Origin of the sequence: Streptomyces sp. MMCC 100, assembly GCF_041538145.2 — a bacterium.
In the GTDB taxonomy this organism is placed as follows: Bacteria; Actinomycetota; Actinomycetes; order Streptomycetales; family Streptomycetaceae; genus Streptomyces.
In genome coordinates, this window is sequence record NZ_JBGORK020000001.1 from 5,106,033 (window position 1) to 5,121,535 (window position 15,503).

General features: G+C 68.9%; 5 protein-coding genes. All 5 read left to right on the forward strand.

What is annotated here, in order from left to right; genetic code table 11:
* Window positions 1–117: 117 nt before the first annotated feature.
* The 5 genes from ABS735_RS23925 to ABS735_RS23945 are packed head-to-tail and all read left to right on the forward strand — an operon-like array spanning window position 118 to window position 15,484.
* The gene (locus ABS735_RS23925; RefSeq protein WP_373900520.1) at window positions 118–6,420 is read left to right on the forward strand and encodes a protein kinase domain-containing protein; all 6,303 of its coding nucleotides are present in this window, start codon (window positions 118–120) and stop codon (window positions 6,418–6,420) included.
* A 30-nt stretch (window positions 6,421–6,450) separates the two neighbouring features.
* Window positions 6,451–9,399 (forward strand): helicase-related protein, encoded by a 2,949-nt coding sequence (locus tag ABS735_RS23930; protein WP_373900519.1) that lies wholly within the window; start codon window positions 6,451–6,453, stop codon window positions 9,397–9,399.
* A complete protein-coding gene (locus tag ABS735_RS23935) occupies window positions 9,399–13,418 on the forward strand; it encodes an Eco57I restriction-modification methylase domain-containing protein (protein WP_373900518.1) in 4,020 nt (1,339 codons plus the stop codon). The genes ABS735_RS23930 and ABS735_RS23935 overlap by 1 nt, the downstream gene beginning before the upstream one ends.
* A 10-nt stretch (window positions 13,419–13,428) precedes the next feature.
* Window positions 13,429–14,871 (forward strand): hypothetical protein, encoded by a 1,443-nt coding sequence (locus ABS735_RS23940; protein WP_373900517.1) that lies wholly within the window; start codon window positions 13,429–13,431, stop codon window positions 14,869–14,871.
* A 55-nt stretch (window positions 14,872–14,926) separates the two neighbouring features.
* The gene (locus ABS735_RS23945) at window positions 14,927–15,484 is read left to right on the forward strand and encodes a hypothetical protein (protein WP_373900516.1); all 558 of its coding nucleotides are present in this window, start codon (window positions 14,927–14,929) and stop codon (window positions 15,482–15,484) included.
* Window positions 15,485–15,503: the final 19 nt, after the last annotated feature.

The window sequence follows — 15,503 nt, forward strand, 5'->3', positions numbered from 1 at the left end:
TCATGTGTACGAGACCGCTCGCAGCGTCACCTGAAACAACGTCAGCAAGACGCGCAGTGTGGAGGGGGCACGTCGGTTCCCGGGTGGAACGGCGAGGCCAAAATTGAGGGGACGGCCATGGGCCACAAGGTGATCGACGGCAGATTCCGCACCGGACAGGTCATCGGCAAGGGCAACATGGGGGAGGTTCACCGCGCCGAGGACCTCCAGGCGCCGGAGGGCGGCCCCGGGCATTCGGTCGCCGTGAAGACGATCCTGCGCCGCCGCACGGGCGCCCTGATCGACACCGCCACGGACACGAAGGCGGTGGAGCGCTTCGCGCGCGAGGTTCGCATCATGCGTCGGCTCGAGCACCCGAACCTCACACGACTCATCGCGGGCGGAGTCGCCGGGGACAGCGGACTGCCCTACCTGGTGATGGAGTTCCTGGACGGCGAGACGCTACGCGATCTCGTCGAGGAGGAGCATCAACTGCCCCTGTCGTGGGTGGCCGCGATCGGCGCGCAGATCGCCGATGGCCTTTCCGCTGCCCACGCTGCCGACGTGGTGCACCGCGACCTGAAGCCCGCGAACGTGATGCTGACTCGTGGGGGAACCGTCAAGGTCCTCGACTTCGGCATGGGCCGCATCGCCGACGACCCGGACGAGGCTCGGCTGACCAGCACCGGCGTCAGCGTCGGCACGGCCCGCTACATGGCACCGGAGCAGTTCAAAGCCCGCCAGGTCACCCAGGCCGCCGACCTGTACGCGCTCGGCTGTGTGTTGTACGAAATGCTCGTCGGTGTGCCTCCCTTCGTCAGCGAGTCGCCGTTCGAACTTGCCCGCAAGCACCTCGAGGCCGAGCCGACTCCTCTCGGTGTCATCCGTACTGAAATCCCTTCCGAACTGATCCGTCTCGTCGGCCGGCTACTGGCGAAGGACGCTGCCGACCGTCCCGCGACCGCAGCGGAAGTCCGCGACGCCCTGCGCCCACTGGCGCTGCGAGACGCGGACACTCCGCAGCTCCCCCACTGGAGTGCTCTCGACCCGACGCGGCCGCTGGTAGCCACCACCGAGCGTGCCGCCGTAGCTCCGTCCACGCCTGCCCCGCGGCCCGCGCCGGTCACCGCCTCCGGCACAGCGATGGACGTCTTCGGCGTGCACCGCTCTCTCGTCAAGGACTACCGCGACTTCACCGAGGGCGGCACCGTCATCCGGGACGACCGCGTCGCGGCCTTCGTGGAGAAGGATCTCGACAACAAGTCGCAGTGGCCTGATCCGTGGCTGTCCCTCAACCCGTTCTTCGAGAGCGGCGGCACGGTGGCCGAGCTGGTCGGCGACCAGGTCATCCACCCGGAATGTGCCCGCATCTTCCAGGCCGGCAAGACTGAGGGCGGCACGGTACCGGACGGCCGGCCGCTCACGCTCCACCGTCACCAGCGCGAGGCCGTCGACGCCGCCGCGCTCGGCGCTTCGTACGTGCTGACGACGGGCACCGGCTCCGGCAAGTCGCTTTCGTACATCGTCCCGATCGTGAACCGGGTGCTGCACGAGCGGGACGCCGAAGGCCCACAGGCGGTCAAGCGGGTGCGCGCCATCATCGTGTACCCGATGAACGCGCTGGCCAACAGTCAGCTCAAGGAGCTGGAGAAGTACCTGCGCGACGGCTACGGCCAGGGCCACGAACCGGTCACCTTCGCCCGCTACACGGGCCAGGAGGACGACGAGAAGCGCCGCGAGATCCGCGACAACCCGCCGGACATCCTGCTCACCAACTACGTGATGCTGGAGCTGATGCTGACCCGGCCCGCTGACCGGGCCAGCCTCATCAAGATGGCCAGGGGCCTGGAGTTCCTGGTCTTCGACGAGCTGCACACCTACCGCGGCCGGCAGGGCGCCGACGTGGCCCTGCTGATCCGGCGCGTCCGCGAGGCCTGCCAGGCGCCCGGCGTGCAGTGCATCGGCACCTCGGCCACCATGTCGACCGAGGGCACCATCGAGGACCAGAAGAAGGTCGTCGCCGGTATGGCGACCAGGCTGTTCGGCACGACGGTCAGCCCGGAGCACGTCATCGGGGAGACCCTGGTCCGTGCCACCGACGAGGCACCCGACACCGTCCCCGCCGAGCGCCTGACCTCACCGGCCGCGCCACGTGCGTACGCCGACCTCGTACGGGACCCGTTGGCCCGATGGATCGAGACCCGCTTCGGTCTGGCCACGGACGAGGTGACGGGCCGCCTGGTGCGTCGGCGGCCGACCACGCTGGATGCGGCGGCTTCTGAGCTGTCGGAGCAGTCGGGGGTCGCCAAGGAGGACTGTGCGAAGGCTGTCGAGGCGACTTTGGAGGCCGGCTCGCAGGCCCGGCATCCGGTCACCGACCGACCGCTGTTCGCCTTCCGGCTGCACCAGTTCCTCTCCAAGGGTGACACCGTGTACGTCACTCTGGAGGACAAACTCTCACGCCATCTGACCCGTTCCTACCAGCTGGAGCAGCCGGGCAGCGGCGGCAAGCTGCTGATGCCGTTGGCCTTCTGCCGGGAGTGCGGCCAGGAGTACCTGACGGTCTGGCGCGACGAGGAGGACGGCGAGGTCCGCTACGAGGCCCGCCGTGACACCTCGGCAACCGGTGGACGACAGGGCGACGGCTACCTCTTCATCGACCCGGAGCGGGCCTGGCCGTCCAGCGTCCAGTACGCCGTCGACGACCGCCGCCTGCCGGAGTCATGGCTCGAGCTGGACGAGAGGGGCCAGGAGGTCCTCAAGAAGACGTACCGCGACCGGGTACCGCGCGCCGTCACCGTGGACCCGCTCGGCTACGAAGGCCGGGGCGAGCTGCAGGCCGCCTTCATTCCGTCGCCGTTCCTGTTCTGCCTGCACTGCGGTGTCGCCTACGAGCAGACACGCGGCCGGGACTTCGCCAAGCTCGCGACGTTGGACCAGGAGGGCCGTTCCTCGGCGACCTCCCTCATCTCCGCCTCCGTGGTGCGATCGCTGAAGTCGGTGCCCGAGGAGGCCCTGGACAAGGAGGCACGCAAGCTCCTCACCTTCGTCGACAACCGTCAGGACGCTTCCCTCCAGGCCGGTCACTTCAACGACTTCGTACAGATCACCCAGTTGCGCGGAGCCCTCTTCCGGGCGGCACTGGACGCGGGCGAGGACGGCCTCACCCACGAGGAACTGGCCTCGGCGGTGACGAACGCGCTCGCGATCGGCCCCGCGGACTACGCCGGAGACGCCGACCAGCCCCCGACGCTCGCCAAGGCCGCGGCCAAAACACTGCGCGACGTGGTCGCCTTCCGGCTGTACCTCGACCTGGAACGCGGCTGGCGCATCACCATGCCGAACCTGGAGCAGACGGGCCTGCTGGAGATCGACTACGCGGACCTGCACTGGGTGGCGGAGAAGCAGGACCGCTGGGCGCACACGCACGCGGCCCTGCGGGACGCCGACCCGGCCCTGCGCGCGGAGATCACGAAGGCGCTACTGAACGAGATGCGCCGCTCCCTCGCCATCGACGTGGCCTACTTCCGCGACGACTTCGACGCGTTGCAGCGGGCCAGCGAGGAACGGCTGGTGGACCCGTGGGTGCTGTCGGCCTCCGACCGGCCGAACGTCGGCACCGCCTACCCTCACCCGTCGACAGGCCGGGGACTGAACCGCTCCGGCCTGTTCCTCTCCGCCCGCGGCAAGTTCGGCAAGTACCTCAGGCGCGCCGACCCCTCGTTCAAGAACCTCTCCCCCGAGGACCTGCAACTCGTCATCGCCGAACTGCTCAAGGTCCTCGCCGCGAACGGCCTGGTGAAGGAGGTGTCCGAGGCCCCGCAGCGGGCGGGCGGCCGCTACCGTCGGCCCACCACGGAGGCCCGGACCGGATACCGGGTGGCGGCCCAGTCGCTGATCTGGCGGTCCGGCAAGGGCGAGACGGGCGCGCACGACCCGTTGACGCGGACCTACCCCAGCGGTGACGGCCCGCGGGTGAACACGTTCTTCCGCGACCTGTACAAGGAGGCGGCGAGCGCGCTGTCCGGCATGTTCGCGCGCGAACACACGGCTCAGGTGGCACCGCAGGAGCGGGAGCGGCGCGAGGAGGCGTTCCGCAAAGCGGAGCTGAAGCTGCTGTACTGCTCCCCCACCATGGAGCTGGGCGTCGACATCTCCTCCCTCAACGCGGTGATGATGCGCAACGTCCCGCCCACTCCCGCCAACTACGCCCAGCGTTCCGGCCGCGCGGGCCGCAGCGGCCAGCCGGCGTTGGTGACGACGTACTGCGCGACGGGCAACAGCCACGACCAGTACTACTTCCGCCGCTCGGAGCGGATGGTGGCGGGCGCGGTGGCCCCGCCACGTCTGGACCTTGCCAACGAGGACCTGGTCCTCTCGCATCTGCAGGGCATATGGATCGCGGAGGCCGGCCTGAAGCTGGGCCGCGCGATACCCGAGATCCTCGACGTGTCGTACCCGGACACCGGCGACCGCCCGAACCCCGCCCTGGGGCTGCTGCCCGACATCCTCGACGCCTCCCTGGACGAGAGCGCCCAGGACCGCACGGTGGAGGCGGCACTGCGGGTGCTCGGCCCGCTGCTGCCGGGGTTCGCCGCCGACACGACGTGGTGGCACGACGACTGGATCCAGGACCGGGTCCGCACGGTGCCCCAGCGGTTCGACCAGGCTTTCGACCGGTGGCGTCAGCTGTTCCGCGCCGCGCTCGACGACCAGTACATCCAGAACAGGCGGCGTCTGGACTACAGCCTCACGGAGATCGACCGCAATCGGGCCAACGCCCGGCGCCGCGAGGCGGAGACGCAACTCAACCTGCTGATGAACGAGAGCGTCGACAGCAAGTCGGTGCTGTCGGACTTCAACCCCTACCGCTACCTCGCCTCCGAGGGCTTCCTGCCCGGTTACAGCTTCCCCCGCCTGCCGCTGGCGGCGTACATCCCGACGGTCGGCCGCCGCCGCGGCGAGGGCGACTACCTCCAGCGGCCCCGGTTCCTGGCCATCCGCGAGTTCGGTCCCGGTGCGCTCATCTACCACGAGGGTGCCCGCTACCAGGTGACCCGCATCCAGCTGCCGCCGGACTCGTCCGGTGACCTGGCGACCAGCGAGGCCCGCCGCTGCGCGCACTGCGGTTACCACCACGACCCGGCCGAACGCCAGGACCGCTGCCACATGTGCGACGAGCCGCTCGGCGCGGCGACCCACGGTCTGCTCCAGCTGCACACCGTGTACACCACGCGCCGGGAGCGGATCTCCTCGGACGAGGAGGAGCGCCGCCGGGCCGGCTACCGCATGGAGACCTCGTACCGCTTCCAGGACCACGGCGCCCGCAAGGGCCGCCTCAACGCGTCCGTCACCGACAGCGGGGATGCCCCGCTCGCCGACCTGGCCTACGGGGACTCGGCGACCGTCCGGATCACCAACCTGGGCCGGGTCCGCGCCAAGAAGGACGAGCCGGCGGGTTACTGGCTCGATCTCGCCGACGGCCGCTGGATGAACGACAGGGACGCCGCCGAGGCCTCGGGCGACTCCAGTGAACTGCCGATGGTCGAGGAGGACGGCAAGGAGCGGCGCCGCAAGAAGCGCGTCATCCCGTACGTGGAGGACCGCCGCAACATCCTCGTCCTCACCCTCGACGAGGCCTTGCCCGAGCCGGAGGCGCTGTCCCTCATGTACGCGCTGGAGCGGGGCATCGAGGCCGCGTTCGAGCTGGAGGACGCCGAGCTGTCCAGCGAACTGCTGCCGCCGGACGGCGGACCGCGGGGCCGGTTCCTGTTCATGGAGGCCGCCGAGGGCGGCGCGGGCGTACTCCGCCGCCTCCAGGCGGAGCCGGACGCGCTGGCGAAGGCTGCCCGGTACGCGCTGTCGATCTGCCACTTCGACGACGACGGCACCGACCTGGGCGGCCCGCACCCGGACCGTCCGTGCGCGCTCGGCTGCTACGAATGCCTGCTGACGTACGGCAACCAGCTCGACCACGCCCAGATCAACCGCCACGCTGCCCGGCACCTGTTGGTGCGTTTCACGTCGGCAACGGCGAAGCGCGAGGCACGCGGCGAGTCGCGGTCGGAGCAGTACCGCCGTCTGCTCGACCGGGCGCCGGAGACACCGACCCCAGTGGAAACGTCGGCCGCCGCCGATCTCGCCGCCCAGGGCGATTTCCTGGGCTGGGCGAAGGCACGGGGACTGCACCTGCCCGACGAGGCGGCGCCGTTCCTCACGGAGGCGAACGCGCGACCCGACTTCGTGTACCGGCTGCCCGGCGGAAACGTGGCCGTCTTCGTCGACGCTCCCGGCCAGGAGCAGGACTCCCTGCGTGACGAGGACGCCGAGGACCGTCTCTTCAACGCCAGTTGGGACGTCGTCCGCTTCGGCCACGGCACCGACTGGGACGCGATCGCCGCGGCGAACGTCCGCTACTTCGGCACTCCTGCCGCCAACTGATCACCTTCACCGAAGGACTTGACGACACACATGGCACTCACGTATTCCGCCGGTTCCCTGGTGAAGGCCCGCGGCCGCGAATGGGTGGTACTCCCCGAAAGCAAGCCCGACCTGCTCGTGCTGCGCCCGCTCGGCGGCTCGGACGACGACATCGCCGCCGTCTTCCCGGTGTTCGAGACGGTCGAGGAGGCCCGTTTCGCCGCTCCCGAACCGACCGACCTCGGGGACCAGCGGGCCGCCGGCCTGCTGCGCACCGCTCTGCGGGTCGGCTTCCGCTCGGGCGCGGGCCCGTTCCGTTCGCTGGCCGGCATCGCGGTGGAACCGCGCGCGTACCAGCTGGTCCCGCTGCTGATGGCGCTGCGCCAGAAGACGGTCCGCATGCTGATCTCCGACGACGTCGGCATCGGCAAGACCGTCGAGTCGGGCCTGATCGCAAGCGAACTGCTCGCGCAGGGTGAGGCGACGGGCCTGGCGGTCCTGTGCTCCCCCGCCCTGGCGGAGCAGTGGCAGCAGGAACTGCGCAGCAAGTTCGGCATCGACGCGGAACTGGTCCTGTCGTCGACGGTCACCCGTCTCGAACGGGGGCTCGACCTGGGACAGTCTCTCTTCGACCGCTACCCGCACGTCATCGTGTCCACGGACTTCATCAAGTCCACCCGCCACCGCGACGACTTCGTACGGCACTGTCCCGACCTGGTGATCGTCGACGAGGCCCACACCTGCGTGGCCGCCGACGACACCAAGACCGGCACGCAGAACCAGCTGCGCTACGAGCTCCTGCGCCGGGTGGCCGAGGACAAGGACCGGCACCTGCTCCTGGTGACGGCGACCCCGCACAGCGGCAAGGAGTCCGCGTTCCGCAACCTGCTGGGCCTGGTCAAGCCCGAGCTGGCCTCCGTGGACCTGGAGTCGGAGGCGGGCAGGAAACTGCTGGCCCAGCACTTCGTGGCCCGCAAGCGCGCGGACGTCCGTCGGTACCTCACCAAGGCGGACGGTCTGGCCGACGACTCGCTCGCCGAGCGCACCGCGTTCCCCTCGGACCGCTACTTCAAGGACGAGACGTACAAGCTGTCCCCGGAGTACCGGGCCCTGCTGGACGACGCGATCGCGTACGCGAGTGAGCGTGTGGAGGAGGCGGACGGCCGGGGCCGCCGCGAGGCCCGTATCGCCTGGTGGTCGGCGATCGCACTGCTGCGCTCGCTGGTGTCCTCGCCGAGGGCGGCGTCGCAGACCCTGCGGACGCGGTCGGCTGCGGCGGTCGCGGCGTCGGCGGAGGAGGCCGACAAGCTCGGCGCCCCGCTCAACAGCGACGCGGCGGACAGCGACTCGATGGAGGGCATGGACGTAGCACCGGGCGCGGAGACCGCGGAGGACGCCCCCCGCTCCCGGCTCGCGGAACTCGCCGACCGGGCGGCGCAGCTGGAGGGTCCGGCGAGGGACCTCAAGCTGAAGGCCCTGCTCAAGCACCTCAAGTCGCTGCTGGCCGACGGCTACCACCCGATCGTCTTCTGCCGCTACATCCCCACGGCCAAGTACCTGGCCGAGCAGCTCGCGAACGACCCCGAGTCGAAGAAGCGCGGCCCGCTCGGCGCGAAGACCGTCGTCAAGGCGGTCACGGGCGAGCTCTCGCCCCAGCAGCGCATCGACAACATCGAGGCGCTGGCGACCGAGGCCGGCGAGGACGCCGCCGCGCGCCGGGTACTGATCGCCACGGACTGCCTGTCGGAGGGCGTGAACCTCCAGCACCACTTCGACGCGGTGATCCACTACGACCTGGCCTGGAACCCGACCCGCCACGACCAGCGCGAGGGCCGCGTCGACCGCTACGGGCAGAAACGGGACGAGGTCCGCGTCATCACCCTGTACGGCGACGACAACGGCATCGACGGCAAGGTCCTGGAGGTGCTGATCAAGAAGCACCGCCAGATCAAGAAGGACCTGGGCATCTCGGTGTCCGTCCCCGACGAGCTGTCGACGGGCGTGACGGACGCGATCGTCGAGTGGCTGCTCATGCGCGGCCGTGAGGACGACGGCGCGCTGTTCGGCGCGGACGCGTTCAAGGTGAGCACGGCGAAGCTGGACAGCGACTGGAACTCGGCGGCGGAGCGCGAGACGACCTCCCGTTCCCGGTTCGCGCAGCGCTCGATCCACCCGGAGGAGGTGGCCCGCGAGGTCGCGGCGGTCCGAGAGGCGCTCGGCGGTACGGGAGAGGTGGAGACGTTCGTCCGCGAGTCCCTGGGCGCGCTCGGCGCGGTGCTGCGGGATGCCGGTGAGACGACGCCCGACTTCACCGCACAGGTGGGCGGCACACCGGCAGGCCTGAGGGACGCCCTCGCGACGGCCGTGGGCGCGGAGGTGATCGAGCGCGACCGTCCGATCCCGTTCCGGAACGATCCGGCCGTGGCACGGGGCGAGGTCGCGTTGGTACGGACGGACCCGGTGGTGGGCGCGTTGGCGTCCCACGTCCTGAACTCGGCCCTGGACACCGAGGCGGACGGCGCCCGCCCGGCACGCCGCTGCGGCGTGGTGACGACTGACGCGGTATCGACCCGTACGACACTGCTGCTGGTCCGCTACCGCTTCCACCTCACCCTGCCGTCGCGGAGCGGCGAGAAGCAGCTCGTGGCGGAGGACGCACGCCTGCTCGCCTTCGAGGGTTCCCCGAAGAACGCGGTGTGGCTGTCGCAGGAGCGCGCGGCGGCGCTGCTGGGCGCGACGGCGTCCGAGAACACGGACCCGCACTTCGGCGAACGCATGATGAAGCGCGTCCTCGACCAACTCCCCGAGACGACCGACCAGCTGGAGTCGTACGGCGACGAACTGGCCGCCGAACTGGACGCCTCGCACCGCCGGGTGCGCCAGGCCTCCGGCGAGATCGTCCGCGGCCTGTCGGTGACGGCCCAGAAGCCGGCCGACGTCCTGGGCGCGTACCTCTACCTCCCCGCCAACCCCGCTGCTGCCTCTGGAGCGTCCGCCTGATGTCCGCCACGACCCGCCACCAGGTGTTCACCGCAGTCCACACGGTCGGCGGCCTGCTGCCGACCGACATGCTGCTGCGCATCTCCGAGGGCAAGGACGTCCCGGGCTCGAAGCCCGCTGACTACGGCCTGCCGTCGTCCCGCTCGGTCCGCGACGAGGCGGAACGCAGCTGGGAGTACCTGAAGCCGCTCTGGCGCGACCTGCGCAAGCACCTCCCCGAGGACCGGGTGACGGGCCTGCCCGCCAGCGACCCCACGGGCCGCGCGGTCGCCGACTGGCTGGCCCCGCTGTGGCGGGAGCTGGGCTTCGGCCGCCTGACGCCGATCGGCACGGAGGGCATCACGGCCGACTCGGACACGGAGAAGCACTTCCAGGTCTCGCACCGCTGGCAGCACGCGCTCATCCACCAGACCCCGTGGAACGCCAACCTGGACAAGCGTCCCGGCGGCGCGGGCACGGTGCCTCCGCAGTCGATGCTCCAGGAGTGCCTGAACCGGACCGAGGCCCACCTGTGGGGCCTGCTGACCAACGGCCGCCAGGTGCGCCTGCTGCGCGACTCCAGCGCGCTGGCGACCGCGTCGTACGTCGAGTTCGACCTGGAGGCGATCTTCGACGGCGAGCTGTTCAGCGAGTTCGTCCTGCTGTACCGGCTCCTGCACGTGTCCCGCTTCGAGGTCGCGGAGAACGCGGCACCGTCGACGTGCTGGCTGGAGAAGTGGCGCACGGAGGCGATCGCACAGGGCACGCGCGCCCTGGACCAGCTCCGAAAGGGCGTCCAGCGGGCAATCACCACCCTCGGCACGGGCTTCCTGAAGCACCCGGCCAACCGCGAGCTGCGCGAGACCGTCGACGTCAAGACCTTCCACTACGGGCTCCTGCGCATGGTCTACCGCCTGCTGTTCCTGTTCGTCGCGGAGGACCGGGAGGTCCTGCTGTCCCCGTCGGCGGAGGAGCAGGCGAAGGATCGCTACAAGACGTACTTCTCGTCGGCCCGCCTGCGCCGGCACGCCCACCGTCGCCGGGGCACGGCACACGGTGACCTGTACCGTGCGCTGCGCTTCGTCCTGTCGGGCCTGGGCAACGACGACGGCCTGCCGGAGCTGGGCCTGCCCGGCCTGGGCGGCATCTTCGACGATACGGAGGCGGACAAGGTCCTGCACAGCCTGTCCCTGTCGAACGAGCCCCTGCTGGAGGCGGTACGGGCGCTGTCGATCGTGCGGGACACCACCAGCAAGCGCAACCGGGTGGTCGACTACCGCCACCTGGACGCGGAGGAGCTGGGCTCCATCTACGAGTCCCTGCTGGAGCTGGTCCCGCAGCACAACGCGACGGAGCGCACCTTCGAGCTGGTCGAGCTGGCGGGCAACGCGAGGAAGACGACGGGTTCGTACTACACTCCGTCGTCGCTGATCGAGTGCCTGCTGGACTCAGCGCTGGACCCGGTGATCGACGACGCGGTGAAGCGGGGGGAGATCCGGGCGACGCGCTCGGGCGAGCCGGACGCCCGCGATGCGATCGAGAGCGAACTGCTCTCGCTGACGGTCTGCGACCCGGCCTGCGGCTCCGGCCACTTCCTGGTCGCTGCGGCTCGGCGTATCGCCAAGCGGGTGGCTGCGGTCCGGGAGCAGAACCCGGAGCCGACCATCGACGCGGTGCGGCACGCGCTGCACGAGGTGGTCGCGCGGTGCATCTACGGGGTCGACCTCAACCCGATGGCGGTCGAGCTGGCCAAGGTGTCCCTGTGGCTGGAGGCCCTGGAACCGGGCAAGCCGCTGGGCTTCCTGGACGCCCACGTCAAGCACGGCAACGCGCTGATCGGTGCAACGCCGGCGCTGCTGGCCAAGGGCATCCCCGATGACGCCTTCAAGCCGATCGAGGGCGACGACAAGAAGGTCGCTTCGGCCATCAAGAAGCGGAACGCGGCGGAACGCGGCGGCCAGCTCAGCTTCCACACGGAGGAGCGCATCTGGGTCTCCAACGCGGCCTTCGCGGCAAGCCTGCGCGACATCACTGCGACTCGGGCTAACACTTTGCGCGACGTCCGCCTTCAGTCGAGCCGCTTCCGCGAACTGGAACAGTCCGCGGAATACCTCCGCGCCATGCACATCGGCGATGCCTGGTGCGCGGCCTTCATGTGGCCCAAGGTCCAGGGCGCGCCGACGCCTGTCACCGAGGGCGTCTTCCGGGACCTCCAGAGCGCGGGCGCGGGCATTCCGGTGAGCACGAACGAGGAGATCATCCGGCTCGCACAGCAGTACAGGTTCTTTCACTGGCACCTGGAGTTCCCGGAGGTCTTCGCAGTCTCTGAGGCTGCGGACGGCGACGCGGACCCGTCCGTGGGGTGGGCCGGCGGATTCTCTTGTGTGCTAGGGAATCCGCCGTGGGAGCGCATCAAGCTCCAGGAACAGGAGTTCTTCGCCCAGCGCGACACGGAGATCGCCAACGCTCCGAACGCTGCTGCCCGCAAACGGCTCATCGCAGCCCTGCCGCAGACGAACCCTGACCTGTTCGCCGAGTTCACTGCGGCCAAGCGTCAGGCGGAGGGTGACAGCCAGTTTTTGCGCTTGTCCCTGCGCTACCCGCTCACCGGCCGGGGTGACATCAACACGTACGCCGTCTTCGCAGAGACCAACCGTACGCTGACGGGCCCGCACGGCCGCATGGGCGTCATCGTGCCGACAGGTATCGCGACGGATGCCACGACACAGCACTTCTTCAAGGATCTGGTTCAGAACGGGTCGATCGCGGCGCTGTACGACTTCGAGAACCGCAGCGGACTGTTTCCCGCAGTTGACTCACGCATGAAGTTCAGCATTCTGTCCCTCACCGGCCGCGCCATGCGAGAACCAGCTGCCCGATTCGCCTTCTTCGTTCACGATCCGTCAGAACTGGACGCCGCAGGAAAGGCGTTCGCTCTCACTCCCGAGGAGATCACCCTCCTCAACCCGAACACGGGCACCTGCCCCGTATTCCGCTCCCGGCGCGACGCCGAAATTACGCTCGGCATCTATCGGCGCGTCCCAGTACTCATCAAGGAGGGCGACCCGAACGGCAACCCTTGGGGCTTGTCATTCATGACGATGTTCCACATGTCCAACGACTCACACCTCTTCCATACCCGCGAGGAGCTGGAGGGCGCGGGGTGGCAGCTTATGGGCAACGTCTTCACGAGGGCAGGGTCCCAGATGCTCCCGCTGTACGAAGGTCGAATGGGCCACCAATACTCGCATCGCTTCGCTGATTCAACAGGATCCCATGAATCGCTGCCTAGTGAACTCGCATCTCCAAACTTCGTAGTTCAGCCCCAGTACTGGGTGTCCTCAGACGACACGGCAGCCCGTCAGGCACGGCGGCAGTTTAAATGCACCACCGCTCTCCTTGGTCACCGCCGGGTTGCGCGCAATAACGATGAGCGGACGAGCATTGCGGCACTTATCCCTTGGGGTGCCGCATCCTACGGATGGATCATTTCCTCGGGCCCAGATGCTCCACACCTAGCCCTGTTGACAGCCGCGCTTAATTCCTTCGCATACGACTACGCCCTCAGGAACAGCTTCAGTCAGCCGAGTATCCCGCAGAGCACGTCTCAACAAGTTCCTGTCCCTCGACCCGAGCTTTTGAGTAATCAATATCCCTTCATACAAGCTCGCATATTGGAACTCACTTACACGGGACACGAAATGTCGGAGTATGCGGCCAGCCTGGGCGATACCAATTCACCCTTCCGTTGGGACGAAAACCGACGCAAAGTAATCCGATCCGAACTGGACTCCCTCTTCTTCCTCCTCTACGGAATTTCTCGCGAAGACGTCGACTACATCCTCGAAACGTTTTCCATCGTCAAGCGCAAGGACGAGGCCAAGTACGGCACCTACCGCACCAAGGACCTGATCCTCGCCGAGTACGACCGCATGGCCGCAGCCGGCGTCAGCCTGGAGAACCCGTTGGTGGACGGCGAGAACTACACCTCCACCCTCACCCCGCCCCCGGGCCACGGCCCTCGACACCCCGCCCGCTGAGAGCACTCCCTTGATCGACAGCACGCCCACGCGGCGGGACGGGTCCACCCCCGCCCCGCCGGCCACTGTCCCCTCCCCCTCCGCAATCCGCGCAGAGCGCCGCCAACTCATCGAGTTCATCCGCGCTCTCCGCCGCCTCCTCGACAAGCGACCTGCCTTCGAGGTCTCCGACCAGCAACGCCTGAACCGCGAGGCACGGGACCGCAACCGCGCCGAGACGGTCCACGGCAAGGCACTTCAGCGCATCCACGAACGACAAGCACGCCAGGAAGCCTCCCTCAACCAACAGCTCAACGGCCTGGACGGCAAGCGCGAGAGCCAGGAGACGCGCGCCCTGGCCGTCCTGCGCCGTGAGTCCATCGAGCGCACGCTCAGCCGCACGTACCTCACCTCAAGCGAGGTGAACGGCATCGGCAAGGGACTCATCCGTGACCTCGCAGCCCACGGAATCAGGACAGCCGCCGACTTCGAACGCGTCAGTTGGGAGAAGGCACCGAACGGCAAGGGCGGCGACGTCCTCTACATTCACCGCACCAAGGGCGGCAAGGTCCACATCAACGGCATCGGTCAGCACCGCGGCCGTCCCCTCCTGGAGTGGCGTCAGTCCGTCCTTGCCCGCGCGGAAGCCCGCGCACCACGCCTGTTGCCGCCGGACGAACGCCACCGCATCGCCGAGATCATCAAGGCCGAACGCGTCCGCTTGCGAAAGGAACTGGCGGAGGCCCCGCGAGCAGCAGACAAGGCGCGCAAGGAAGCCACCCAACTGCAGACCGAAACCCTCAGCCGACTCACCACCGCCGAAGAAGAGGCCAGTCGGCTCGCTGCCGTGCGCAGGGCGGAATTCGACGCCATGGCCAAGAAGCTGCTCGACCTCCAAGCACAACTGTCGGCCCACATGGACACGTACGGCGATATCGGCCGCCGCCTCCGCCGCGCGCAGCACCGTGCCCTGCGGCCGCTCCCCCAGGCACCGCCGCTCTCCGGCATCCCGTCCCCCCGCACTGCAGGGGATGCCCCGGCCCTGGTCAGCCTCACCAAGGTCACCGACCGGACCAGTGAGGCCCTTCCCGCTCCCGGCACCCGGGCGCACCCGGCCTGGTTGGTCCCGATTCTCTACTTCACGCTCACAACCGTCGTCGGCGTCGGCGAACTCGGAGACAACACAGCTTCCCTCTCTCTGATGATCACGTCCCGTCTCGTGGCCTTCGCAGCCACCGCGGAGCTCCTGCGCCTGTGGGTGCCTCGCATCCGCTGGCGTACCGCAACCCCCATGCCGTCCGGAACCGGCTGGCAGACCTCCGGAGTGTTCCTCGGCCTCACCGCCGCAGGCATGTTCGCAGACGAGCACTCGGACGTCTTCAGAGCCGCCTGCGTCGTGTCCGTCCTCGCCGGATTGTGCTTGCTGGCGGGAACCGGCCTGCGCATCGGCAAGGACACCACCACATCCCCCTGACCAACCACCGACCTGCGTCACTCACAGTGCGCATCACCCCCGAACGGAGCGCCTCATGACCGACAACCCGCCCGAGAGACCGGCCGTCACGCCCGTCCCGCCCCCGCTTCCTACGGCACCGCCCGCACCCACCACCACAGGACGCCGTCCGGGCAAGCGCACCCTGACAGTCGCCGCAGCCGTCGCGGTGCTCCTCGCCGGTGGCGGCGTCACCTGGTGGGCCCTGGGCAACGGCGACGACGCGATGGACCACGTCGAAGTCTCGGGCGGCAAACTCGTCGTCGAGGACGCCGACGACGAGTACTGCGACGACAACGACGTCTACTCGTTCAACGACTGCGACGCGGACACCGACGAGACGTACGAGTTCGTTTACAAGATCAGCAACGAGGGCGACGGACCCGCCAACTATGCCGTGGTCGTCAACGCCTTCGACGAGGAAGGCGACTTCGTCGGCCAGACCTTCATCAGCTCGACTCACCTGGCGGCCGGCAAGACCGACGCCGACAAGGGTGAGTTCACCGAGTACAGCGAGTTCGCGGACAAGCGCGAGCTGTCCGACATAGCGTCCGTGAAGGTCGCCCACGTAGAACGTCTCGCCCTGGCCAACTGAGCCGACCCATCAGGTCCCG